Below are 24,235 nucleotides of genomic sequence, written 5' to 3' on the forward strand. Positions count from 1 at the left end.
CCGGCGGCGCCGCGGCCTCGGGTGCGGCCACCCGCAGCCCGAGCGCGCCGAGCCGCGCCACCGGCAGCCCCTCGTCGGGCAGCAGCACCCCGGCCGGGCCGTGCGCCGTGCGGCCGTCGGCCAGCGGAACCGGCAGCGCGGCGAGCTCCTCCCGGTCGATGCCGTCCAGCGCCGCGTACAGCTGCGCCCACCACGCCGGCGGCCGGTCGACGCCGCGCACCGCCTCGACGGCCTCGGCGGTGCTCACCCGGTGGACGCCGAGCGCGGCGAGGGCCGGCGCGTCGGTGCGGCGGGACCAGTCGGCCGGGAGCAGGCCGGGCAGCACGTCGGCGAGCGCGGCGACCCGCTCCTCGCTCGGCTCGGTGAGCACGGCGGCCCGGTCCGGTCGCCGGCGCTCGCGGTCGTCCCCGGCGACCGGCAACCAGGCGGTGTCGCGCAGCCGCGCCAGGGCCGCGGTGCCCAGGGCCGCGTCGAGCTCGGCGGCGGCCAGCCCGACGCGGGGCACGAGCGCGAGCACCGCCCGGTCGGCCGGGAGCCCGGTGAGCAGGTCGGCGTAGGCCGCGGCCGCGACGGCGACCAGCGCGTCGGTCACCGGCCCCGGCAGCACGTGCCGCCGGTCGGGCCCCAGCGGGAACGGGGCGACCAGGCGGGCGGGCAGGGTGAGCGGCTCGTCGCTGGGCGTCGGGCCGTGCACCCGCTGCGGCAGCGGCAGCGGCACCGGGCAGCCGTCGTCGTCGAGGGGCACCGCCCAGGTGACGGTGTAGGCACGACGGTCGCGCTCCTCCACCGGCCGGTCGGCGAGCAGCTCCGGCGCCAGCTCGCCGGAGCGCCGGGCCAGCCGCCAGGTCGTCGTCCGGGCGCCGTCGGTGAGGTCGGCCGCGTCGTCGCCGTGCCGCACGGCCAGCGAGCGGGTCGCGCCGTCGACGACGACGTCCACCGCGGCCAGGCCGGGCAGCGCCAGCAGCAGCTCGGCCTCGAACTCGTCGAGAGCGGCCCGGACGGCGGCCCGCGCGCCGGCCCGCAGCGGCAGCACGACCTCCGTGGCGAACCCCTCGGGCGGGCGCCCGTCGGCCGGCCAGGGCAGTCGCAGCACCGGCACCCCGCCCTCGCGGCGGGCCAGCTCGCCGCCGAGGGCGGGCACCGCGGCCACCTCGGCGCGGGTGCGGGCCGCGCTGAACGCGACCCCGCCCGAGATCGAGTGCACCGCCGGCTCGTCGCTCACCGCGAGGACGGCGGCGAAGCCGACGCCGAAGCGGCCCACGGTCGCGGCCTCGTCGCGCTTGGCCGAGGCGCGCAGCGAGGCCAGGCCGGCCACCCCCGCGGCGTCCAGCGGAGCGCCGGTGTTGGCCGCGCGCAGCACCTCGCCACCGGCCCCGTCGACCGCCAGCTCCAGCCGCAGCCGGCCGGGCACCTCCGCGCGGGCGGCGGCGTCGGCGGCGTTCTGGGCGAGCTCGACCAGCAGCCGGTCCCGGTAGCCGCCGCGGACGAGGTCCTCCTCGGCGTTGGCGTCCTCGCGGAAGCGGGCGGGCGAGTCGGTCCAGGCGGCGAGCACCCGCCGGCGCAGCCCGGCGGTGTCGAAGGGGTCGGACACGCCGGTCAGCATGGCAGCGGGGCTTGAGGACACCCCGTGGCCGGGTACCAGGACCTGCGTGAGCGAGCTTGCGAGCTCACCAGAAGACACAGCAGCGCCGCGAACGCGGCGACGAGCGCCAGCGAGGAGCCTGCGTGAGCGAGATCGACGTCTCCCGGTACCGGCTGAAGGCCCTCCCCGACGACCAGTCCGACGAGGACTGGGACGACGACGGCGAGCTGTACGGCCCCGACGGCCGGCGCGTGGACACCTGGCGGGAGGGCTATCCGTACGCCGAGCGGATGCCGCGCCGGGAGTACGAGCGGGAGAAGCGGAGGCTGCAGATCCAGCTGCTGCGGCTGCAGGGCTGGGTGAAGGACACCGGCCAGCAGGTGGTGATCCTCTTCGAGGGCCGGGACGCGGCCGGCAAGGGCGGCACGATCAAGCGCTTCACCGAGCACCTCAACCCGCGCGGCGCCACGGTGGTCGCGCTGGACAAGCCCTCGGAGCGCGAGCAGACCCAGTGGTACTTCCAGCGCTACATCGCGCACCTCCCCGCCGCGGGCGAGATCGTGCTGTTCGACCGGTCCTGGTACAACCGCGCCGGCGTCGAGCGGGTGATGGGCTTCTGCACCGACGAGCAGTACGAGCGGTTCATGCGCCAGTGCCCCGAGTTCGAGCGGATGCTCGTCGACAGCGGCATCCACCTGGTCAAGTTCTGGTTCTCGGTGTCCCGGCGCGAGCAGCGGACCCGCTTCATCGTCCGGGCGATCGACCCGGTCCGGCAGTGGAAGCTCTCCCCCACCGACCTCGCCTCGCTGGACAAGTGGGACGACTACACGGCGGCCAAGGAGGCGATCTTCGCCGTCACCGACACCGACCACGCGCCCTGGACGGTGATCAAGAGCAACGACAAGAAGCGGGCCCGGCTGGAGGCGCTGCGCCACGTCCTCTGCTCACTGCCCTACGCGGGCAAGGACGAGGCCGTCGTCGGCCGGCCGGACCCGAACATCGTGGTCGCCGCGGCCGACGTCCTCGAGTCCGACCGGGAGGCGCTGGAGCGGGAGGACCTCGTCCCCGCGAGGTGAGCCCGGGGATGACGACGGGGCCGCCGCCGGAGGATCCGGCGACGGCCCCGTGAGGGGTGCGTCGGGGTCAGCCCTGGCCGATGATCGCCGCGCTCTCGCCGGAGTAGTCCCACTCGCCGACCGACTCCCAGCCGCCGGTTTCCACCGAGTAGGCGCCCATCTCGCCGGACTCCACCGCGTACGGGTCCTCCGGACCGCTGGTGACGTTCTGCGGCTTGATCATGAGCGGCCGCTCCATGTCCATGTTCCAGGCGGCGTTCATGACGTTCGCCCGGGTCAGGCCACCCTCCAGCTCGACGGCGTCGCGCAGGTTCTGCACCATCATCACCGCGAAGTTGTAGCCGTCGAGCGCGTTGCCGAACTGCGCCGCCTGCGACTCGCCGGCGGCCTCCATGTCGGCCAGGTACTCCTGCACCGCCGGGTCGTCGGCCCAGCGCGGGTCGGTCGGGTCCTTGCGGAACAGCGGGACGACGGCGCCCTCGCCGGCCGGGTCGGACGGCGTGACCCACTGCCCCGCCGCGTTGGCCGAGGAGTTCAGCACGACCAGGCCGTCGTAGCCGGCGCGGGCCAGGCCGGTGAGGAAGCCCGGCGCGTAGTTGGGCAGCGCCTCGAGCACGATGGCGTCCGGCTCACCGGCGACCGCCGCCGACACCTGGGCGTCGATGTTGGTCGATCCGGCCGGGATGGTCTGCGCCTCCTGCACGGTCAGCCCGGCCTCCTCGGCGAGCGCCGGGAGGGCCGTGCCGAAGTCCTCGGCCAGCGCGTCGGAGCCCTTGATCTCGGCGACCGTGCCGTTCGGCACCTGCTCGGCGATGTAGTCGACGATGGCCTTGGCCTCCACCGGCGCCGGCGGGATGCCGTTGATCGTCCACTCGTGCTCCTCCGGGTCGGCGAAGGCCGCCCCGGTGGTGATGGACCACAGCTGCGGCACGCAGGCCTGCTCGTAGATCGGCTGCGTGGCGCTGATCTGCGGGGTACCGATCTGCGACAGGTTGACGAAGACGGCCTCCTCGCCGACGAAGGCCTGCGCGTTGGTGACCGCGCGGGCGGCGTCGAAGGCGTCGTCCTTGACCACCAGCTCGAGCTGGTGGCCGTCGATGCCACCGTCGGCGTTGACCTTCTCGATGTAGGCGTTGAAGCCCGAGACGTTCGCCGCGCCGGCCACGGCCAGCGGACCGCTCAGCGGCTGGCTGGTGCCGATCCGGATCGGCTCGCCCTCGGCCAGCTCGGTCGTGGCGTCCTCCGGGCAGGCGGAGGTGTCCACGACGAACTGGCCCTCCTCGTTGGTCTGCCCACCGCCACCGCCACCGGAGCTGCCCTCGCTCCGGGTGTCCCCGCAGGCGGCGACCCCCAACAGCAGCAGGCCGGCGCTGGCCAGCGCCATCGAGCGGGACGTTCTCGTCATCGAGTTCTCTCCTCCTGGCCGGAGCCACGGACTGAGGGCACACCCCGGGCGGGCTGCCCGGGGTCGGGGGACGGGTCGTGCTGGGACGGGTGGTGCTCGGCAGCGGGCCGCAGCGGCCCGCCGATGGCCGGCGTCGGGCCGGCCAGTCCGCCGTCGGGCGCGCCCGGCGTGGTGTCGCTGCCCGAGGAACCCGCCACCGTCGCGGCCTCGGGCGGGACGATCACCAGGAAGCGGGTGCGAAGCCGGGTGAGCAGCGGCACCAGGCCGGCGGGCACGAAGTAGATGAAGACGATGAGGATGACGCCGTAGATCACGTTGGCGAACAGCCCCGGCTGGTCGGTGAGCTCGCGCAACAGCGGGATCTGGCCGGCCCACTCCGCCGTGTAGTACGGCAGGAAGACCATGGCCAGGCCGCCGATCCAGGCACCGGAGACGGTGGCGGCGCCGCCCAGCACCATCGCGGTGATGAACAGCAGGGTGATCGTGAAGCCCACCGTCGTCGGGCTGACGATCGGCGTGGTCAGCAGGTAGAGCGAGCCGCCGATCGCGCCGAACAGGGCGCTGACGGCGAACGCCACCGTCTTCACCTCCGCCGGCCAGACGCCCGAGATCGCCGCCGCGGTCCCGTTGTCCCGCAGCGCGACCATCGACCGGCCGACCCGGCTGCGGACCAGACCGGTCGCCAGCCAGAACAGCACCCCGGCGATCGCCGCCATGACGAGGAACATCCAGCCGCGGTCGGAGACGTCCAGGCCGAACCAGCTCGGCTTGTCCCAGGCGATCCGCACGGTCTTGCCCGCCACGCCGCCGGTGCCCAGCGCGATGCCGACCGGCTGGCTGACCACGACCGGGAAGGCGACGCCGACGGCGAGGGTGATGACCGCGAGGTAGAGGCCGTGCAGGCGCAGGGCCGGGACGCCGACGACGAAGCCCAGCGCCAGGCCCAGCAGCGCGGCCACCGGCACGGTCGCCGCCCAGGCCCAGCCGTGGTCGGTCACCAGGATCGCCGTGGTGTAGGCGCCGATCCCGAAGAAGGCGCCGTGACCGAGGGACACCTGACCGGTGAAGCCGGTGACCAGGTTGAGGCCCAGCACCGCCACCGCGTAGGCGATCACCAGGCTGAACTGGCCGATCCGGAAGTCGCCGGCCAGCAGCGGCAGGGCCAGGACGACGAGGACGGCCAGCAGCAGGCCGCTCCCCTGCCAGACGCGGTGGGCCCGCGAGCCCTCGCGGACGACGCGTGCGGTGCTCACACCCGCTCCAGGGTCTTGGTCCCGAACAGGCCCTGCGGCCGGACCAGGAGGACGACGAGGACGACGACCAGCGCGATGACCAGGCTCAGGTCGCCCTTGATGACGGTGAACAGCCCGGGCACGAAGGCCATGACCAGCCCGAGCACCAGGCCGCCCACCGCCGCCCCCGGGACGCTGTCGAAGCCGCCCAGAGTCGCCGCGGCCAGGCCGAAGATGAGGATCGCGCCCATCGAGTTGAAGTCCAGGGCGCCCGCGGTCTCCGCGACGAGAGCGGCGGCCAGCGTGCCCAGCGCCGCGGCGATGCCCCAGCCGAACATGTACATCCGGCCGACCGGGATGCCCATGACCTCGGCGGCCTCGCGGTTGGCCGCGACCGCCCGGTAGCCCAGGCCCAGCTTGGTCTTCTCCAGCAGCAGCCAGAGGCCGAGCAGGAGCGCGACCAGGACACCCAGGACCCCCAGCGACACGTGGGTGACGAAGAACGGCGGGGCGCCGCCGATGACGTCGATCTTGTCCTCGATGCCACCGGGGAACGGCCGGGGCGGGGCTACCGGCTGGGTCCCCCAGATGATGGCGACGCCGGCGTTGATGATCAGGAAGAGCGCCAGCGTGGCGAGGATGACCGGGAAGATGCCGCGCCGCTCCAGCGGCCGGATCAGCCCCCGCTCCAGGCCGGCGCCGAAGGCGAAGGACAGGACCATCGCGATCGCGATCGCCGGCCAGACGTCCACGCCGTTCCGGATCAGCTCGAAGACGGCGAAGGCGCCGAGCGTGGCCATCTCGCCCTGGGCGAGGTTGATGTGGCTGGTCGTCTTGTAGACCAGCACGATCGCCAGCGCGACCAGCGCGTAGAGCGCACCGTTGGTGAGCCCGCCGGTGAGCAGGGTGAGCAGGTAGGCGGGGTTGTCGATGTTGGGTGACACGTCGGCGGTCCCGTCAGTAGCCCAGGTAGGCGCGGCGCATGTCCTCGTTGCCGCGGACCTCGTCGGCACTGCCCGACAGCACGATGGACCCGGACTCGAGCACGTACCCGCGGGAGGCGAAGGACAGCGCGAGCTCGGCGTTCTGCTCGACGATGAGCATGGAGACGGACTCCTCGCGGTTGATGGTCTCGAGCTGGGCGAACAGCTCGCGCGTGATGATCTGGGCCAGCCCCAGCGACGGCTCGTCGAGCAGCAGCAGCCGCGGGCGGGCCATCAGCCCGCGGGCGATGGCGAGCATCTGCTGCTCACCGCCGCTCATGCCGCCGGCCAGCTGGGTGCGGCGCTCGGCCAGCCGGGGGAAGACGCCGTACCAGCGCTCCATGTCGGCCTCGATGCCCTTGGCGTCCCGGCGGTTCCAGGCCCCGACCCGCAGGTTCTCCTCGACGCTCAGGACGCCGAAGACCCCGCGCCCCTGCGGCACGTGGGAGATGCCCTGCCGGACGATCCACTCGGTCGGCCGCCCGGTCAGCTCGGTGCCGCCCAGCCGGACCGACCCGCGGGTGCCGACCATGCCGCAGATCGCGCGCAGCGTGGTCGTCTTGCCCGCGCCGTTGGCCCCGAGGAGGACGACGACCTCGCCGTCGCCGACGGTCAGGTCGAGTCCACGGAGCACCTCGACGGCGCCGTAGGCCGCGTGCACGTCCGACAGCTGCAGCAGCGGCTCAGCCACGGTGCCGCCCGCCCGTCGTCCCGGCGTCGTGGACGTCGCCGCCCAGGTAGGCCTCGATGACCGCCGGGTCGCGCTGCACCTGGGCCGGGGTCCCGTCGGCGATCCGCCGGCCGAAGTTCAGCACCGTCACCCGGTCGCTGACGCTCATCACCATCTTCATGTGGTGCTCCACCAGGAGGACCGACAGGTCGAAGTCGTCGCGCAGGCCGCGGATCACCGCGCCGAGCTCGTCGACCTCGGAGTGGGTGAGGCCGTTGGCCGGCTCGTCGAGCAGCAGCAGCTTCGGGCGGGCGGCCATGGCGCGGGCCAGCTCGATCCGCTTCATGGTGCCGAAGGGCAGCCCGGCCACCGGGCGCAGCGCGAGGTCCGCCAGGCCCAGGCGCTCCAGCAGCGCCATCGCGTCGGCGCGGGCGGCGGAGTCGTTGCGGCGGGTGCCGAGCCGCAGTGCCGACCGCACCCAGCCGCCCGAACCTCGCGAGTGCGCGCCGACGGTGATGTTGTCCAGCACCGTCATCGACGGGAACAGCGCGATGTTCTGGAACGTGCGGGCCACGCCCACCTCGGCGATCCGGTGCGCGGGCAGCCGGAGCAGGTCGGTGCCGTCGAGCAGCACCCGGCCGGAGCTCGCCTCGTACACGCGGCTGACGACGTTGAACATCGTCGTCTTGCCGGCGCCGTTGGGTCCGATCAGCCCGCAGATGCTCCCCCGCGACACGTCGAAGGAGAGTCCGTCGAGGGCGACGACGCCGCCGAAGCGGACGCTGACGTCCTCCACCCGCAGCAGCGGCGCCGCGCCGTCTCCCTGCTGCCGCGGCGTGGCGGCAGCCGTCGCACCGGTCATCGGGTCACTGCCACCGGAGGAAGCCCATGCCGCAGCCGGTGCCCGCAGCCGTGCGGTAGCACGGGGCGTACTCCGACCACGCGACCTCGCGGTCGTGCACGGCGCCGGCGACGGCGACCCAGTTGCGGATCTCCGAGGAGCCGGCGTTGAGCAGCTCGTCGGGGATGGTCCGCAGCGACCCGGCGTCCCGGTCGGCGATGCCGTCGAGGACGCGGCGGTCCAGCTCCTCGTCGACGACGAAGTGCGACAGCCCGCCGGAGGCCACCAGCACCACCCGGGCCTCGACCGGTGAGGCCTCGATGGCCGCGCCGAGGGCCACCCCGAAGTCGTAGCAGCGCTTCGCCGACGGCTGGTTGGGCGGGTAGTAGGTGTTCAGCATGACCGGCACGACCGGGACGTCGGTCCGCTCGCCGAGCAGCCGCTGGATGATGAAGCCGTAGGCGTGCCCGAACCCGTGGCCGGGCGGCGTGCTGGCGATGCTGGCGACGTCGAACTCGCGGGCCACCAGGCCGCGGATGGCGTCGAGGGCCAGCTGGGGGTGGCCGTCGAACTTGTGGACGGCGTCCATCGCGTAGCCGGTCTTGACCGCCTCGAAGAACTCCCCGGGCGGGGCGCCCTCCATCGTCCCGGTCTCCCAGCTGTCGCCCCAGAAGACGGCCATCGACGGCTGGTTGGTCGCGTCGAAGACCTCCTCCTGGTCGTCACCGATGACCACGAGGACGTCGGGCCGCAGCTCGGTGAGGTCGGCGGCGAGCCGGTCCATGCCCTGCACGCAGGCGGCGTAGCGCTGCTCCCACACCTCGTCGGTGAGCTGGTCGGCGTACCGCTCCCCCACCGCGGCCGACAGCTCGTCGAAGGTGACGTGCCGGCCGGAGGTGTCGTGCAGCTCCTTGTTGGTGCGGTCCTGGGCCGCCCGCTCCCGCCAGAGGCGGGGGTTGGTGAGCAGCATCGGGCTGTGCGAGGTGCCGATCGCCCCGACGATGGTGGCCATCAGTGCTCCCTGGGATCCGTGTCGCCGGCGGTCAGTTCTGGACCTGCTTGCCGGTCACCGGGTGCACGTAGTGGAACGGCATCGTCTCGGTGTGCGGGAACATCTTCCAGTCGTCGACGATCTCGTCGGGACCGTGCGGGTCGTTCGGGTAGGTCTCGGTCAGGTAGCCCTCGTACTCGACCGGGGAGCGCGACCAGCCCTTGTCGAAGTCGCCCTGCCAGAACGACCGCATGTTGAGGACCCTGATCCGCCACTCGCCGTCCTGCTTGACGTACTCGTTCTCGTAGATGCCGCCCTCGAACCACTGGCGGAAGCCGGGCACGGTCTCGTGCGTGCCGGCCTGCATCACCGAGCGGAAGCGGGCCTTGGCGGACTGCCCGTCCTCCGACAGCGTGATGATCCCCTGCATCTGCGGGTGGTCGAGCAGCCGGCCGTAGCGCGGCCCGTTGTGGCCCTCGGCGAACTTGGTCATGAAGCGGCCGGTGTAGAGGCGCTTGACGCCCTCCTTGCCGTGGAAGACGCCGTGCAGGAAGTGCACGCGCGCCCCCTCGTCGGCGAACAGATCGACGACCTCCTCGTAGTACGTCTTGTCGAGGTAGTAGCCGTACGTGTACTGGAGCCGCCGGATGGCCTCGATGTCCTCGGCCCGGGCGACCCGGTTCTCCAGCTCCGCGATCCGCGCCTCGAGGGCGGCCACCTGGTCAGTCATCTCGCTCCTCCGCGTCGTCCTCCGCCAGCACCGCCATGGTTCGGCGGGGGCATGGCGAAGGTATGCGTGACGGTGGTCACCGTCAAGAATGCGACAAACGTTTCCGCGTGGCGCAAGGACGGTGGCCGATCCGGGGCCTCCGGTGCGGGGGCTCTCGGAGACAAACTCGCAGCTCAGACGCGTGCGAACGGCGGTCGGACCACCCGTTTCTGTGGCTCCGGTCTCTTGAGTCGCTTCCTTGACGGGAGGCAGGGACAGTGCAAGTCTCCGACCGATCGCCCGCCGGGCCGGCACCGCCGGTGCGCCGGCGCGTGCGGCGCCGGGCACGGCCCGGCCGACGGGCACCGGGGCCCGGCCGAGGAAGGGGACGACACATGCTGATCGACGCCGCCGCGAGGCTCGAGCCGGAGGCGCTGCGGTGCCCCTTCCCCGGCTACGCCGAGCTGCGCGAGCGCGGGGTGACCTTCGTCGAGGCCGCCAACGCCTACCTGGTGACCCGCGCCGACGACATCGACGCCGTGCTCCGCGACCACGAGACCTTCAGCTCGCGCAACGCCATCGGCGCGCCGCCGATCCCGCCGGACAGCGAGATGGCCAAGCGGGTGCCGTTCCTGCTGCTGTCGGACGAGCCGGAGCACTCCGAGCGCCGCAGGCTCGTGCAGCGCGCGTTCACGCCGAGCCGGCTGGCGAAGTTCGAGCCGCGCATCCGGGAACTGTGCACCGCCCTGGTCGAGGACATGCGCGGGCGGACCGAGGTCGACTTCATGGCGGAGTTCGCCGTTCCGCTGCCGATCGCCGTCATCACCACCGTCCTGGGCGTGCCGGACGAGGAGACCGCCTCCTTCCGCCGGCTGTCGGAGGAACTGGCCGCCACGGTGGGCAACCACGCCGCCGACCCGGCCGACATCGTGCGCATCGCCAAGGAGTTCGCCGACCTGCTGGCGCCGTCCCTGGAGGCCGCCGCGGCCGCCGAGGAGGAGGACACGATCCTCCACACGATCGCCGCCGCCGAGCGCACCGCCGGGCTGCCCCGGCACGACTCGACCCGGTTCGTCATGGAGCTGCTGATCGCCGGCAACGTGACGACGACCGACCACCTCGGCAACAGCATGGTGCTGCTGGCCGGCGACCCCGAGCTCGCCGACCGGTTGCGCACCGACCCGACCCGGCTCTCCTACTTCATCGAGGAGTCGCTGCGGCTGGAGTCCCCGATCCAGGGGCTGTTCCGCATGACCACCCGCGACACCGAGGTCGGCGGGGTGCCGATCCCCGCCGGCTCCCGCGTGCAGGTGATGTACGGCTCGGGCAACCGCGACGCCGCCCTGGTCGAGCGCCCGGACGAGCTGGACCTGGCCCGCCGGGCGCCCTCGGCGCACCTGGCCTTCGGCAAGGGCGTGCACTCCTGCCTGGGCAACATCCTCGCCCGGCTGGAGAGCAGGGTGGCACTGGAGGCCCTGCTGGGCAGCACCACGCGGATCGAGCTGGCGGTCGACCCCGACGGCATCGACTACCTGCGGAGCTTCGTCAACCGCGGGCCGCAGGCCCTGCCGCTGCGCCTGACGTGGTGACCCCGGCGACCGCCGTCGTCACCGGCGGCGCCCGCGGCATCGGCCGGGCGCTGGCCGAGCGGCTGCGCGCCGACGGCCACCGGGTCACCGTCCTCGACGTCGTGGAGCCGGACGACGCCGCGACGACGGACTGGGTGCGCTGCGACGTCACCGAGCCCGACGAGCTGCGGGCCGCCATGACCGACGTCGCCGAGCGGGCGGACGGGGTCGACGTCCTGGTGAACAACGCCGGGCTGATCTCACCGCGCCGTCCGTACCTGGAATCGGGCAAGGACGAGCTGCTCCGGTACCTGACCGTCAACGCCGTCGGGTACGCACTGGCCACCCAGGCAGCCCACCCGTGGCTGGTCGCGAGCGACCGGGGGTGCGTGGTCAACGTCGCCTCGCGGACCTTCTTCACCGGCAGCCCCGGGCAGCTGGCCTACGTCGCGAGCAAGGGCGCGGTCATCGGCATGACCCGGGTGCTGGCCAAGGAGCTCGGCCCGGCCGGGGTGACGGTCAACGCGGTCATGCCCGGGCAGGTCGCCACCCCGGGCACCGAGCAGTACAACTCGGAGGAGGACTTCGACCGCACGATGGCCCAGCAGGCGATCCGGCGGCGGGTCCAGCCGGAGGACCTCGCCGGCCTGGTCTCGTTCCTCTGCGGCCCGGACGCCCGGATGATCACCGGCCAGACGATCGTCTGCGACGGCGGCGGCTACCTCCACTGACCCCGAGGGCCCCTGAGGGGCAGGAATGGCCATCTCTGCCCCTCAGGGACGACGTCAGCGGGGCAGGCCGAGGGCCCGCGCGACCAGGTTGCGCTGGATGTCGTTGGTCCCGCCCGAGACCACCATCATGATCGACAGCCGCAGGGACTCCTCGAACGTCTGCGGCGCCCCCGCGTTGGGCCCGTCGGCCAGCGCCGCGGCCGGGCCGAGCAGCTGGAGCACCGCCACGCCGAGGTCCTCCTCGAGCTCGCTGCCGATGATCTTGGCCATGGCGGCAGCCGAGGGGTCGCTGCCCGCCTGCAGTGCCCGCCGCGTGCTGGACGCGACCAGTGCCCGGGCCGCCTGAAGCCGCACCGCCAGGCCGGTGAGGGTCGCGCGGGCCGCGGACCCCCGCTCCCCGGTCGCCGCCGGGTCGGCCCGCAGGACGCCGAGCAGGTCGTCGAACAGCCGGAGCAACCGGGCCGTTCCCGAGGCGATGTGGATCCGCTCGTGCGCCAGCGCCTCGGTGAGCACCCGCCAGCCCGCGCCCGGCTCGCCGATCCGGGCCGAGTCCGGTACCCGCACGTCGTCGAAGAACGAGGAGCAGGAGATCTCCCCGCCCAGCGACCGGTGCTCCTGGATGCTCCAGCCGGGCAGCCCGACCGGGAAGCAGAACACGGTGATCCCCGCGTGCGCGCGCGCCTCGGGGTCGGTGCGGGCGGCCAGCCAGATCCACTCGGCCGTGTGCGCCCCTGTCCCCCACATCTTCTGCCCGTTGACCACCCAGTCCTCGCCGTCCCGGCGCGCGCCGGTGCGCAGGTGGGCGAGGTCGGACCCGATCTCGGGCTCGGAGTAGCCCAGGTAGAACGGCATCCGCCCGCGGCTGATCAGCGGCAGGAACTGCGCCCGCTGCTCGGGACTGCCGTGCGCCGCGATCGACGGGCCGAGCATCCCGGCCGCCACGCGGGACTGCCGCGCCAGCCCGGCGTAGGTGAGCTCCTCGCCGATCGCCACCTGCTCGGCGGGGTCGGCACCGCGGCCGCCGTACTCGGCGGGCAGCCCCGGGGCGAGGTAGCCGGCGTCGGCCAGCAGGTCGAGCAGGGCCGGGTCCTCGCCGGTGAGCCCGGCCGGCACCCGCTCGGCGACGAAGGCGCGCACCTCGGCGCGCGCGGCCTCGGCCTGCTCCCCCAGGTCGAGCGGCGGCAGGCCGGCGCCGGGCTCCAGCAGCAGGTCCGCCGGCTCCCCGGAGGCGGCCGGCAGGGCGGCCAGCCGGGTGACGTCGGCGTGCACCCGGCGGAACAGCCACGGCGCCGCGTGCTCCTCGAAGTACCCGACGGCGGCGAGCGTGTGGTGCGCCCCGAACTGCACCCGGGCCGCGGTCGCCGCCGCGTGCGCGACGGCGAGCTCGGCGGCCAGCACCCAGGCCGGGTCCCCGTCGACGCCGAGCCGCACGGCCTCCTCGGCCAGCGCGGCGAAGGCGGCGACGTCGATGGCGCCGTTCACGCAGCGGTGCGAGACCGCCTGGAACGCGCCGATCGGGCGGCCGAACTGGTGCCGCAGGTTCGCGTGCTCGAGCGCCATGTCCGCCGAGCGCGCCGCCGCGCCGTACGCCCGCGCGGCCAGGGCCAGCCGGAGCACCGTGCGGGCGGCCCCGGCGTCCCCGGCGGTCACGGGCACGGTCGCCGCACCCTCCAGCGTCACGTCGACGTCGGACCAGGCCGGCGCCGGCGTCCCGGCGGTGGAGCGGACGGCGGCGACCGGGGCCAGCCGGATCTCGCCGTCCCCCGCCGGGAGGAGCAGGACGTGCGTCGCCGCTCCGGCCGCCTCGACGAACCGGACCGTGCCGCCGGAGACCGACTCCGCGGCGGCCACGACCGGCCGGATCCGCCCCTCGGCCACCGACTCGGCGAGCTCCCCGCCGAGCAGGCGGGTCGCGACGTAGGCGTCGGCGAGCGGCAGCGGGCAGGCCAGCCGGCCGAGCTCGCCGGTGACCGCGATCAGGGCGTCGAGGGCACCTTCGCCACCGAGCTCGGTCCAGCCCTGCCGGACGGCGACCTCCCAGGCCGCCCGCAGCGCGGTGTCGCCGGCCTCGGGACGGCCCGCGGTCTGCGGCGCGTCCCAGGCCGGGGCCAGCGCACCGGAGACGGTCGCCCGCAGGTCGGCGAGCTCCTCCGCGGCGAGCGCCGTCATGCCGGCTGCGGACCCTTCCAGCGGCTGAACACCTTCCGGGCGTTCTCCTCGAAGATCCCCCGGCGGTCGGCGTCGGTCAGCGCCCCGATGCCCTCGATGACCGGCTTGAGGTCGTCGAACGGCCGCCCGGTCGCCGGGTCGGTGACCGAGCCGCTGCCCGGCTTCTCGGTGCCGAACAGGCAGCGGTCGGCGCCCACGGTCTGGAACAGGTAGGCCAGCGACGCCTGGTTGTAGAGCACGGTGTCGAACCACAGCCGGCGCAGCGACTCCTCGAACCGCTCCTCGAGGGCGTCCTTGCCCAGGCCCGGCGCGAGGCGGGCGGCCTGCCAGCGGCCGATCTGGTAGGGGATCGAGCCGCCGCCGTGGCCGACGATGATCTTCAGGTCGGGGAAGTCGAGGAACGTCCGCGAGCGCATCAGCGAGAGGACGGCGATCGACTCCTCGGTGATGAAGTGGTCGCTGTAGACCTCGCGGCCGTTGTAGCAGCCCGCGGAGTGGATCAGGGCCGGCACGTCGAGCTCGACCAGCTTCTCCCACAGCGGGTACCAGAACTCGGAGCCGAGGGTCGGGGTGTCGCCGCCGGTGCCCTCGTACGGGTCGGGGTTGAGGCTGACGCCGATGAAGCCGAGGTCCTCGACGGCGCGGGTCAGCTCGTCGAGGCAGGACTGCACCGGCGCTCCGGCGCACAGCGGCAGGCCCGCGACCCCGGCCAGCCGGTCCGGGTGCAGCGCGACCGACCTCGCGATGACGTCGTTGTTCGCGCGGATCCAGCGGTGCACGATCTCGGCCGGCTTCGCCGAGTGCATCTGCTGGAACGGCCGCGGCGAGATGAACTGCACGTCGGTGCCGACGCCGTCCATGATCGCCACGTTGGCCGCGGCCGCCTGGGCCAGCGCCTCGTCGGTGATCTTCGGCGGGTCCTGGTGGTACCCGCCGCTGCCGAGCAGCTGGGCGCGGTAGGCGTAGAACACCTCCGGCGCGACGACGTGGGCGTGGGCGTCGATGATCACGGGGTCTCCTCGGTTCCGGGGTCGTCGGTCACGTAGGCGATGACCTCGCACTGCACGTGGAAGGCCGGCGGCAGGTCGCCGGGCACGGTGTGCCGGGCCGGCCGGCCGGCCGGGTCGGGGAACATGGCGAGCCAGTGCTCGTCGATCGCGGCGCGGGCGGAGCGGTCGCGCACGTGGAACGTCAGCTTGGCGACGTGGTCGGTGGTCGCCCCGCCGGCCTCGAGCACCCGCCGCACGTTGGCGAAGACCAGGGCGACCTGCGCGGCGACGTCGTCGGGCAGGTCCCCGGTGACCGGGTCCTGGCCCAGCACGCTGCTGGAGACCAGCAGCGGCCCCACCCGGCAGGCCATCGGGATCGGCACCCCGCCGTGGTGCAGCCCCTCGACCTCGATCGACCGTCTCATCGCGCGCCTCCCGGCAGGCCGAAGAGCTCCAGCGTCGTGGCACCCGCGCGCAGCTGCGCCATCACGCCGGCCTCCTCGCGCTCGCGTGCCTCGCCGGCGGTGACGGCCGCCTCCGCCTGGTCGGCCGGGACGACGACCACCCCGTCGGCGTCGCCGACGACGAGGTCACCGGGCGAGACGTGGACGTCGCCGAGGCGCAGCCGGCCGCCGAGAGCGCCCGGTCGCAGCGGGTCCTTGACCGTGCCGCGGATGCAGGTGCCGGTGCTGAACACCGGGAAGCCGAGCCGCTGCATCTGCACCGCGTCGCGCACGCAGCCGCTGATGACCAGGCCGGCGATGCCCCGCTCCTGGGCCGCGGTGGCCATGATCTCGCCCCAGTAGCCGAAGTCCTCCCCCGTGCCGACCTCGGCGACCAGCACCTCGCCGGGGGCGGCGGCGTAGATCGCGCGGTGCAGCCAGAGGTTGTCCCCGTCGGGGCACAGCACGGTCGCGGCCGGGCCGGCGATCGGCGGCTGCTCACGGTACAGGGCGCCGATCGACGAGGGCAGCGCCCCGATCCGCCCGGCCGCCTCGTGGACGGTGGACGCGCCCAGGTGCGCCGCCCGCGCGACGAGGTCTCCGTTCCAGCCGCTCACCGGTTCTCGCTCGCGCGCTGCAGCTCGTGGTAGCCCTGCGCGGCACGCGCCTCGCGCAGGCTGCTGCCGGCCAGGGCGGCGGCGAGGATGGCGCCCTCGCGCTCCTCGATCTCCCGGGTGATCGCGAGCACCTCCTGCTCGTACTCGACCGGGACGACCACCACGCCGTCGTCGTCGCCGACGAGCAGGTCGCCGGCGCGCACCCGGATGCCGGCGACGCTGACCGGCGCGCCGACGTCGGAGACGGTCACCCGGTCCTTGCCGGTGCGCATGAACCAGCCCCGGCTGTAGACCGGGTAGCCGATGTCGCGGGCCCGGTGCACGTCGCGGCAGACGCCGTCGATGACGGTGCCGGCGATGCCGCGCTGCGAGGCGACCGCGGTGAGGATGTCCCCCCAGACGGTGCAGTCCTCGCGGCCGCCGTTGTCGATCACGACGACGTCCCCCGGGGGGACGTCGTCGACGAAGTCGCCCACGGTGCCAGGCGGCCGGCCGGTGGCCACGTACCGGACGGTGAAGGCCCGCCCGAGCAGCCGCTGCCCGGGCGCCAGCGGCTTGACGCCCTGGCAGGCGGCGAGCAGGGCCAGGCGGTCCATCGCGTCGGACAGCGCGGCCGTGGGCAGCCCGGCGAACTCGGAGACGGGCAGCGGGGCACTCATGGGGCTCCTGGTCTGGGTCAGCGGGGGCTGGGGAACTGCGAGTCGTGCATGACGTCGACGACGGAGCGCCCGGAGCGCACCGCGGCGACCATGTCGCGCTCGCGGGCGGCGATCCGCTCGGCGAGCTCGACCACCGGCTCGGCGAGGTCCGCGGGCACCACGACGGCGCCGCACACGTCGGCGACGAGCAGGTCGCCGGTCCGCGCCGGGACGCCGCAGACGGTGATCTCCTCGTCCATGCCCAGCTGCACGATGCGGCCGCGGGCGCTGGTGGGGACGACGGCCCTCCCGAACACCGGCAGCCCGAGCTGCTCGCTCTCGCCGATGTCGCGGCAGGCGCCGTCGATGACGATGCCGGCGATCCCGGCCTGGGTGGCGGCGGTGCTGAGGATGCCGCCCCAGGAGGAGACGTCGGTGCGGCCGCCGGCGTCGACGAGGACGACGTCCCCGCGTTCGGCGGTCTCGATCAGCCGGGTGCCGAGGTGGACGGTGGGTCCGGACCCGGGCTCCCGGGGGCCGACCCGCAGCGTGCGGACCCGGCCGACGACGACCCGGGGCACCGGCCACAGCGGCCGCACCCCGGAGAGGACCCCGGCGCGCCCGTAGCCGTCGAGGGCGTCGGAGAGCGCGCAGGTGTCGAGGGCCGCCAGCCGGGCCGGCAGCGTGGCCGACCCGGCCGGCGAGCCCGACATCAGACCAGCTGCCGGACGACGCTGGCCGCCACGCACGCCGGCTTGGGCGAGCCCTCGACCTCGAAGGTGACGGTGGTCAGCACCTGCACGCCGCCCTTGATGTCGGTGACCTCGTCGATGCTGGCCTTGGCGCGCAGCTTGGCGCCCACCGGCACCGGGGAGGGGAAGCGCACCTTCTCCAGGCCATAGTTGACGCCCATGCCGAAGCCGGTGAACTTGTACAGCTGCGGCAGGAAACGCGGGATCAGCGACAGGGTCAGGAAGCCGTGCGCGATCGGGCCGCCGAACGGGCTCTCCTTCTTGGCGCGCTCGACGTCGACGTGGATCCACTGGTGGTCACCGGTGGCGTCGGCGAAGAGGTTGACCATCTCCTGGGTCACCTCGACCCAGTCGGTGGGGCCGACCTCCTTGCCGACCATGCTCTTGACGCCCTCGACGCCGTCGACGGTGATGGGGGTGGTCATGGGTTCTCCTCGTTCTGCGGGGACTGCCGGACGGGTGGTGCGGGACTACTCGGCGGACTCGGCCAGGTGCCGGGCCCAGGTCAGATCGGCCTTGCCGGACGGGCTGCGCTTGAGCTCCTCGACGACGACCAGCTCCCGGGGCCGCTTGTGGTCGGCCAGCCGCTCGCCGACGTACTCGCGGGCCTGCTCGTCGGTGAGCTCCGTACCCGGGCGCAGCGCCACGACGGCGACGATCCGCGAGCCCCACCGGGGGTCGGGCGTGCCGACGACCATGGCGTCCCGGACGGCGGGGTGGGTGAGCAGGACCTGCTCGACCTCCTCGGCGAACACCTTCTCGCCGCCGGTGTTGATCACCCGGCTGCCGCGGCCGTGGAACACCACGGTGCCGTCGGCGTCGAGGCTGGCCATGTCGCCGGGGACGACCCACCGCCGGCCGCCGATCTCGCGGAACGTCGCCGCGGTCGCCGCGTCGTCGCCCTGGTAGCGGATGTGCTCGTCGACCGGTGCGGCGAGCATCCCGATGTCGCCCGACCCCGGGGTGATCGGCCGCCCCGACTCGTCGATGACCTGCGCGCCCGGGAAGAGCTGGAAGCGCGCGGTCTCGGTGGGGTCACCGCGGCGGGTCTCCTGGACCGCGTAGGGCCCGCCCTCCGAGGAGGCCACCAGGTCCCGGCACACCATGTCGGCGTGCCGCAGCAACTGCTGCTTGACGTCGGCGCTCCAGGTCACGCCGACGCTGATCATCAGCTTCAGGCTGGACAGGTCGTACGGGCGGCCGGCCGCCTCGGCGGCGTCGAGCGCGTCGGCCAGCGGCCGGGCGAAGACGTCGCCGACGATCGAGACGGTGTCGACGCCCTCCCGCTGCACCGTGGCGGCCAGCTCGTCGGGGTGGTAGCTCCTCGACGCCAGGTAGACCACGCGGCCGCCGGCCAGCAGCGCGCCGAACGTGGTGTACATGCCGGTCGCGTGCATGAGCGGCGGCGCCGGCAGGCACACCATCGCGTCGCGGTCCACACCCAGCCGCTCCAGCGTGGCCCGCAGCTCGTCGAGGCTCTGCGGGAGCTTCTCGCCGAGCAGCAGCAGCCCGTTGGCGCTGCACGTCGCGAACAGCCCGGAGTGCCGGGAGAGCACCCCCTTGGGCTTGCCGGTCGTGCCGCCGGTGTACATCAGCCAGTGGTCGTTGCCGCGCTCGATGCGCGGCGCCGGCTCGGCCGCCGTGACGGCCTGCTCGTAGTCGTCGGCCCACTCCGGCAGCTCGCCGTCGCCGACCTGCAGGAGGGTGCGCAGCCGCGGCAGGGCCGGCCGGGCCTCGCCGAAGCGCTCGGCCAGCGAGGCGTCGAAGACGACCGCCTCGGCCTGCGCGTCCTCCAGCAGCGAGACGATCTCGTCGCGCCGGTACCGGTAGTTGACGTTGAGCGGCACCGCGCGGAGCTTGAGCACCGCGTAGACGCTCTCCAGGTACTCGATGCCGTTGTAGAGGGCCACCGCCACCCGCGACTCGGGCCCGATGCCCTGGGCGGCGAGGTGCCCGGCCAGCCGGGCGGCCCGCTCGTCGAGCTCGGCCCAGGTGCGGGTCCGGTCGCCGTGGCTGACCGCGAGCCGGTCGCGGCGGAGGTCCCCGACCGTCTCGAGGACGGTCGCGAAGCTCTCGTTCACGCCCCGTTCCCGGAGCCGGTCAGCCCGAACAGCCGCGCCGCGTTCTCCTTGAGGATCTTCGGCCGGACCTCGTCCTTGATCGCGATGCCGTCGAAGTCCTTCATCCAGCGCTCGGGGGTGATGACCGGGAAGTCCGAGCCGAACAGCACCTTGTTCTTCAGCAGCGAGTTGGCGTACTGCACCAGCTGCGGCGGGAAGTACTTCGGCGACCACCCGGAGAGGTCGATGTGGACCTGCGGCTTGTGCGTGGCCACCGACAGCGCCTCGTCCTGCCAGGGGAACGAGGGGTGGGCCAGGATGATCGGCATGTCGGGGAAGTCGACCGCGACGTCGTCGATGTGCATCGGGTTCGAGTACTTCAGCCGGATGCCGCCGCCGGCCCGCTGACCGGCGCCCACACCGGTCTGGCCGGTGTGGAACAGCGCCACCAGCTGGTGCTCGGCGATGACCTCGTAGAGCGGGTAGGCCATCCGGTCGTTCGGGAAGAACGCCTGCGTGTTGGGGTGGAACTTGAAGCCCCGGACGCCGTACTCGGTGGCCAGCCGGCGGGCGGCCTTGACGCCGGCCGCGCCGCGGGCCGGGTCGATGCTGGCGAACGGGATGATGACGTCGCTGTGCTCGGCGGCGAGCTCGGCCACCTCCTCGTTGGTCGGCACCGGGTCCTCGCCGGTCTGCGAGACGCTGTCGACGCCGAAGGCGACGGCGGCCATCTTGCGCTCGCGGTAGTACTCGGCCAGCTCGGGCAGCGAGTACTCGGGCATCGTGCCGATGCCGAAGTACTCCCCCATGTCCTCGGCCCCGGCGGTGCGCGGCACGGCGCCCCGGACCGACTTGTGCACGTGGGTGTGCACGTCGATGGCGACGATCTCGTCCAGGTTGATCGCCATGCCGGTCACTTCCCCTCGGGGGCGCCGGGGACCGTGTCCGGCTTGAACGGCTGCAGGTGCGGCTGGAAGGTGGTCGGGAAGGCCTCGGCGAGGGCGTCGGCGCTCCAGCCGCCCTCGCGGACCTCGACGAGCGCCTCGGTCGGGTGCGACCAGATCGCGATCCGGTCGCCGCCGGCGCCGATCGCCTGGCCGGTGACGCCGGCGGCCGCGTCGGAGGCGAGGAAGACGATCAGCCCGGCGACGTCGTCGGGGGTGCCCAGGCCGGAGGCGCGGACGTCGGCCGGGAGCTGCTCGCCGCGGTCGGCCATCTCGACCAGCTCGGCCATGCCCGGGATGGTGGCGACCATGCGGGTCAGGGCGACCGGGATGACGGCGTTGACCGTGGTGCCGCTGCGCTCGAGCTCGGCGGCCCAGGTGCGGACCAGACCGACGATGCCGGCCTTGGAGGCGGTGTAGCCGGTCTGCCCGAAGCTGGCGCGCTGGCCGGCCGGGGAGCCGATGAGGATGAGCCGGCCGTTGCCGCCCTGCTCCTTGAACTGCTTGGCGGCGGCGCGGCCGCAGGTGAAGGTGCCGCGCAGGTGCGTCTCGACGACCAGGTCGAAGTCCTCGTCGGCCATCTTCAGCAGCGTGCGGTCCCGCAGCACGCCGGCGTTGGTCACCATCACGTCCAGCCGGCCGAACTCCTCGACGGCCTTGGCGACCAGGGCCTCGGCCGCCTCGGTGGAACCGATCGCCGAGCCCTCGGCGACCGCGGTGCCCCCGGCGCCCTTGATGGCCTGGACGGTCTCCTCCGCCAGGTCGACGTCGAGGTCGTTGACCACGACGGCGGCCCCGGCCGCGGCGAGCGCCTTGGCGTAGGCCTGGCCGAGGCCGCGACCGGCCCCGGTGACGACGGCGACCTTGCCGGAAAGCTGCATGGGAGTCCTCTCGGGAGCGTGGCTGGGGAGCACACGGGGTACACGGGCGGCACGCACTCGGCAGCTGCCGCCACCGGCAAGTTATTCACTTTCGTGGCGGACGTCAACGCGCGGTCCGATATTACGGAAGGGTCACGCAGCCGGCCGCGCCGGTCAGGCGGGGGCACTCGCGCCGGACTCCGCGCTCCGGTCCGCTCCTCGCTCGTTCCTCGCTGCGATGCTCCCGGAGCCGTCGTCAGGCGGGGTCGCCGTCCCAGGCGCCGAGGCGCTCGACGAGGCCGGCCGCGATGGCCGCCGCGCCCGCCTCGTAACGCGTGCGCAACCGCAGCGCGACGTGCTCGGCCCGCACCGCCGGCCAGTCGGCCGGCAGGTACTCGACCGGCAGGCCCGGGTCGTGGCGGCCGAGCAGGGTCCACTCGCCGAGCAGCCACAGCTGGCGGGCGAGGTCGTCGGGGGCGTCCGGCAGGGGGTCGGGGCGGTCCCAGCGCTCGAGGAACTGCTCGTAGCCGCGGGCGATCGTCGGCACGTCCCACGCGTCGTCGATCAGGTCGGGCACCTGGGTGGGCTCGGCGACGTGCGCGCGGAAGACCTTGAGGTGGTCGAGGACGTCGAGCTTCTGCAGCAGGGCCTCGACGTCGACCCTGCCGGGGGCGACCCACAGCCCGTTCTGGAGCATCCCGAAGCCGGCCCACTGCAGCCGGGAGCGGAGCAGGTGACGGTCGGCCCGCCGGCTCTCGGGGAGGGAGAACCCGAGCAGCGTCCACTGCCCGTCCCAGGTGCGGTTCACCGGGGACCGCCAGGCCCGCTCGCCGCCCTCGGCGAGCTCGGCGCGCACCCGCGGCGGGGGCGAGAGGTAGATGCGCTTGCCCCGCCGGCGGCGCTCGAGCGTGCCGCGGCGGAGCATCCGGCTCACCGTCGACCGCGCGGCGTGCTCCCCGATCCCGACGCGGGCGAGCGCGTCGATGAGCCCGAGGGTCGGGACGGCGAGGTCCGGGTCGATGAGGTGGACACCGCAGAACATGAGCACGTGGGTCTGCGGGCGCACCGCCGCGGGGGCCAGCGGATCGCCCGTGGCGGGACCGGGCAGCCCCTCGTCGCCGTGCGGTGTCAGGGCGGCCGCCGTCACGGCCGCACGCTCCCCGCGCTCGGGCTCGTCATGGTCCACTCCTGCCGTTCCCTCGACGATCGGGCGCGGACGTCGGCCCCGCACCGCGGGCGACCCCGCTCTCCGCCGGGCGGCAGCCATCCCACCGCCCGTACGGAGGTGGGAAACAAGATACGCAGGTTGGTGACGATCGCCAGTAGTCTGCCTCGCATGGAGGAGAATCTGGCGACCATCCTCGAGACCGTGGCCGACGCGATGGGGGACGCGGTCGCCGTCGTCCAGGGCGAGCGGACCCGCACCTGGACCGACCTGGACGAGCGCGCCGCCCGCCTGGCCGCCGCGCTGGCCGCGCGCGGCGTGACCGCCGGGTCCCGGGTCGGCATCGGGCTGTGGAGCAGCCCCGAGTACGTCGAGGCGGTGTACGCGGTCACGAAGCTGGGTGCGGTGCCGTTTAACGTCAACTACCGGTACCGCGCGGCGGAGCTGGCCCACGTGCTCTCCGACGCCGGCGCTGCGGGCCTGGTCTTCGACGGGTCGACCGCCCCGGTGGTCGCCGAGGCCGCGGACGGGCTGCCCGCGCTGGTCCGGGTGGGCCCGGTCCCCGAGGGCGCCGAGTCGGTCGGCGAGGAGCTGGAGGAGCTCCTGGCCGGGTGCGGGCCGCTGCCCCGCACCGCCCGCCCGGACGGCGACTGGCTGCTCTACACCGGCGGCACCACCGGCCGGCCCAAGGGCGTGCTCACCCGGCAGTCGACGGTGTTCACGGTCAGCTGCGTCCCCAACGGGTTCGCGAAGTTCGGCGTCCCCGCACCCCGGACCCGCGCCGAGCTGGCCGAGCGGGTCGGCGAGTCCCGCGCCGAGCCCGACCGGCTGGTCACCTACACCCCGACGCCGCTGATGCACGGCACCGGCATCTACACCACCCTCGGCACGCTGGTCGCCGGCGGCCGCATCGTCTTCCCGGCGTCGCGCTCCTTCGACCCCGGCGAGATGGCCGCCGCCGTGGGCCGGCACCGGGTCACCGACGCGGTCATCGTGGGCGACGTCTTCGCCCGCCCGCTGGTCGCCGCCCTGGACGCGGCGGTCGCGGCGGGGCACCCGTACGACCTGTCCAGCCTGCGCCGCGTGGTCTCGGTCGGCGCGGTGTTCAGCGCCGAGAACAAGGCGGCCCTGCTGCGGCACGCCGACGTCGACATCACCGACGTCGTCGTGGCGTCGGAGGGCGGCCCGTACGCGCTGTCGCTCACCCGCCGCGGCGAGCTCACGCCGACCTCGCGGTTCGTGCTCGCGCCCGGCGCCCGGCTGCTCGACGACCGGGGGCGCGACGTCGTCCCGGGGTCGGGCGAGGTCGGCGTGCTGGCCGCCCCCGCGCCGCCGGAGGTGCACTACTCCGGCGACGCCGCGGCCAGCAGCGGCACGTTCCGGGTCGTCGACGGCGTCCGCTGGTCGGTCCCCGGCGACCTGGCCACCCTCGAGGCGGACGGCACGCTGGTCTTCCAGGGCCGCGGCAGCCGGGTGGTCAACACCGGCGGCGAGAAGGTGCAGCCCGAGGAGGTGGAGCAGGTCATCCTGCGCCTGCCCGCCGTCCGCGACGCGATCGTGGTGGGCGTCCCCGACGAGCGCTTCGGCCAGCGGATCACCGCCGTGGTGGCCCTCGACGAGGGCGCCCGGCTCACCGCGGACGAGGTGCGCGCCGCCGTCGGCGCGGAGCTGGCCGACTACAAGCGCCCGCGGGAGGTGGTCTTCGTGGAGGAGGTGCTCCGCTCCCCCGCCGGCAAGGCCGATCTCCGCTGGGCCGGCCGGGTGGCCCGCGGCGAGGACTGACGGCGGTCCGTCCACCCGTGCGTAACCT

General features: G+C 74.0%; 23 protein-coding genes. 4 read left to right on the forward strand and 19 right to left on the reverse strand.

What is annotated here, in order from left to right:
* Positions 1–1,591, reverse strand: a 1,591-nt coding sequence (locus tag MY520_RS22950) for a sacsin N-terminal ATP-binding-like domain-containing protein (protein ID WP_436694887.1), incomplete at its 3' end; no start/stop codon positions are given.
* A 134-nt stretch (positions 1,592–1,725) separates the two neighbouring features.
* Between MY520_RS22950 and ppk2 the strand changes: the two genes are divergently transcribed.
* Positions 1,726–2,658, forward strand: coding sequence for a polyphosphate kinase 2 (gene ppk2 / locus MY520_RS22955; RefSeq protein WP_436694888.1), 933 nt, complete (start codon positions 1,726–1,728; stop codon positions 2,656–2,658).
* Between the two features lie 67 nt (positions 2,659–2,725).
* On the opposite strand, the gene MY520_RS22960 is transcribed toward ppk2, so the two are convergent.
* The 7 genes from MY520_RS22960 to MY520_RS22990 are packed head-to-tail and all read right to left on the reverse strand — an operon-like array spanning position 2,726 to position 9,510.
* A complete protein-coding gene (locus tag MY520_RS22960) occupies positions 2,726–4,063 on the reverse strand; it encodes an ABC transporter substrate-binding protein (RefSeq protein WP_436694889.1) in 1,338 nt (445 codons plus the stop codon).
* Positions 4,060–5,316, reverse strand: a complete 1,257-nt coding sequence (locus MY520_RS22965) for a branched-chain amino acid ABC transporter permease (RefSeq protein WP_436694890.1) — start codon at positions 5,314–5,316, stop codon at positions 4,060–4,062. Before MY520_RS22965 ends, MY520_RS22960 begins: the two co-directional genes overlap by 4 nt.
* Positions 5,313–6,239, reverse strand: coding sequence for a branched-chain amino acid ABC transporter permease (locus MY520_RS22970; RefSeq protein WP_436694891.1), 927 nt, complete (start codon positions 6,237–6,239; stop codon positions 5,313–5,315). Before MY520_RS22970 ends, MY520_RS22965 begins: the two co-directional genes overlap by 4 nt.
* A gap of 13 nt (positions 6,240–6,252) precedes the next feature.
* Positions 6,253–6,969, reverse strand: a complete 717-nt coding sequence (locus MY520_RS22975; RefSeq protein ID WP_436694892.1) for an ABC transporter ATP-binding protein — start codon at positions 6,967–6,969, stop codon at positions 6,253–6,255.
* Positions 6,962–7,810 carry an ABC transporter ATP-binding protein gene (locus MY520_RS22980; RefSeq protein ID WP_436694893.1) on the reverse strand — a complete coding sequence of 283 codons (849 nt, stop codon included), beginning with the start codon at positions 7,808–7,810 and terminating at the stop codon, positions 6,962–6,964. Before MY520_RS22980 ends, MY520_RS22975 begins: the two co-directional genes overlap by 8 nt.
* A gap of 4 nt (positions 7,811–7,814) precedes the next feature.
* Entirely contained in the window at positions 7,815–8,801 is a 987-nt protein-coding gene (locus tag MY520_RS22985; RefSeq protein WP_436694894.1) for a hypothetical protein, read from the reverse strand.
* A 31-nt stretch (positions 8,802–8,832) separates the two neighbouring features.
* Positions 8,833–9,510 (reverse strand): nuclear transport factor 2 family protein, encoded by a 678-nt coding sequence (locus MY520_RS22990; RefSeq protein WP_436694895.1) that lies wholly within the window; start codon positions 9,508–9,510, stop codon positions 8,833–8,835.
* A 374-nt stretch (positions 9,511–9,884) separates the two neighbouring features.
* On the opposite strand from MY520_RS22990, the gene MY520_RS22995 reads away from it, so the two are divergent.
* Together MY520_RS22995 and MY520_RS23000 are read left to right on the forward strand one after the other, a co-directional pair.
* Entirely contained in the window at positions 9,885–11,078 is a 1,194-nt protein-coding gene (locus MY520_RS22995; RefSeq protein WP_436694896.1) for a cytochrome P450, read from the forward strand.
* Positions 11,075–11,788 carry an SDR family NAD(P)-dependent oxidoreductase gene (locus MY520_RS23000; protein ID WP_436694897.1) on the forward strand — a complete coding sequence of 238 codons (714 nt, stop codon included), beginning with the start codon at positions 11,075–11,077 and terminating at the stop codon, positions 11,786–11,788. Before MY520_RS22995 ends, MY520_RS23000 begins: the two co-directional genes overlap by 4 nt.
* A 54-nt stretch (positions 11,789–11,842) precedes the next feature.
* On the opposite strand, the gene MY520_RS23005 is transcribed toward MY520_RS23000, so the two are convergent.
* From MY520_RS23005 to MY520_RS23055, 11 genes are all read right to left on the reverse strand, one after another.
* Positions 11,843–13,957: an acyl-CoA dehydrogenase family protein gene (locus tag MY520_RS23005; RefSeq protein WP_436694898.1), complete on the reverse strand. Its 2,115-nt coding sequence runs from the start codon at positions 13,955–13,957 to the stop codon at positions 11,843–11,845.
* On the reverse strand, positions 13,954–14,967 hold the full coding sequence (locus MY520_RS23010) for an amidohydrolase family protein (RefSeq protein WP_436694899.1): 1,014 nt from the start codon (positions 14,965–14,967) through the stop codon (positions 13,954–13,956). Before MY520_RS23010 ends, MY520_RS23005 begins: the two co-directional genes overlap by 4 nt.
* Positions 14,964–15,371, reverse strand: coding sequence for a RidA family protein (locus tag MY520_RS23015; protein ID WP_436694900.1), 408 nt, complete (start codon positions 15,369–15,371; stop codon positions 14,964–14,966). Before MY520_RS23015 ends, MY520_RS23010 begins: the two co-directional genes overlap by 4 nt.
* A complete protein-coding gene (locus MY520_RS23020; RefSeq protein ID WP_436694901.1) occupies positions 15,368–16,006 on the reverse strand; it encodes an RraA family protein in 639 nt (212 codons plus the stop codon). Before MY520_RS23020 ends, MY520_RS23015 begins: the two co-directional genes overlap by 4 nt.
* Positions 16,003–16,665, reverse strand: a complete 663-nt coding sequence (locus MY520_RS23025; RefSeq protein ID WP_436694902.1) for an RraA family protein — start codon at positions 16,663–16,665, stop codon at positions 16,003–16,005. Before MY520_RS23025 ends, MY520_RS23020 begins: the two co-directional genes overlap by 4 nt.
* 17 nt (positions 16,666–16,682) lie before the next feature.
* The gene (locus MY520_RS23030; RefSeq protein ID WP_436694903.1) at positions 16,683–17,357 is read right to left on the reverse strand and encodes an RraA family protein; all 675 of its coding nucleotides are present in this window, start codon (positions 17,355–17,357) and stop codon (positions 16,683–16,685) included.
* Positions 17,357–17,821, reverse strand: coding sequence for a MaoC family dehydratase (locus MY520_RS23035; RefSeq protein ID WP_436694904.1), 465 nt, complete (start codon positions 17,819–17,821; stop codon positions 17,357–17,359). Before MY520_RS23035 ends, MY520_RS23030 begins: the two co-directional genes overlap by 1 nt.
* Positions 17,822–17,866: 45 nt before the next feature.
* Complete coding sequence (locus MY520_RS23040; RefSeq protein WP_436694905.1) at positions 17,867–19,477, reverse strand: AMP-binding protein; 1,611 nt, start codon at positions 19,475–19,477, stop codon at positions 17,867–17,869.
* Complete coding sequence (locus tag MY520_RS23045) at positions 19,474–20,364, reverse strand: amidohydrolase family protein (RefSeq protein WP_436694906.1); 891 nt, start codon at positions 20,362–20,364, stop codon at positions 19,474–19,476. The genes MY520_RS23040 and MY520_RS23045 overlap by 4 nt, the downstream gene beginning before the upstream one ends.
* Positions 20,365–20,369: 5 nt before the next feature.
* On the reverse strand, positions 20,370–21,281 hold the full coding sequence (locus tag MY520_RS23050; protein ID WP_436694908.1) for an SDR family NAD(P)-dependent oxidoreductase: 912 nt from the start codon (positions 21,279–21,281) through the stop codon (positions 20,370–20,372).
* A 235-nt stretch (positions 21,282–21,516) separates the two neighbouring features.
* Entirely contained in the window at positions 21,517–22,407 is an 891-nt protein-coding gene (locus MY520_RS23055) for a PaaX family transcriptional regulator (protein ID WP_436694910.1), read from the reverse strand.
* Between the two features lie 189 nt (positions 22,408–22,596).
* On the opposite strand from MY520_RS23055, the gene MY520_RS23060 reads away from it, so the two are divergent.
* On the forward strand, positions 22,597–24,207 hold the full coding sequence (locus MY520_RS23060; protein ID WP_436694912.1) for an AMP-binding protein: 1,611 nt from the start codon (positions 22,597–22,599) through the stop codon (positions 24,205–24,207).
* Positions 24,208–24,235 lie beyond the last annotated feature (28 nt).

The organism is Geodermatophilus sp. CPCC 205506 (assembly GCF_051383635.1).
Classification (GTDB): domain Bacteria; phylum Actinomycetota; class Actinomycetes; order Mycobacteriales; family Geodermatophilaceae; genus Geodermatophilus.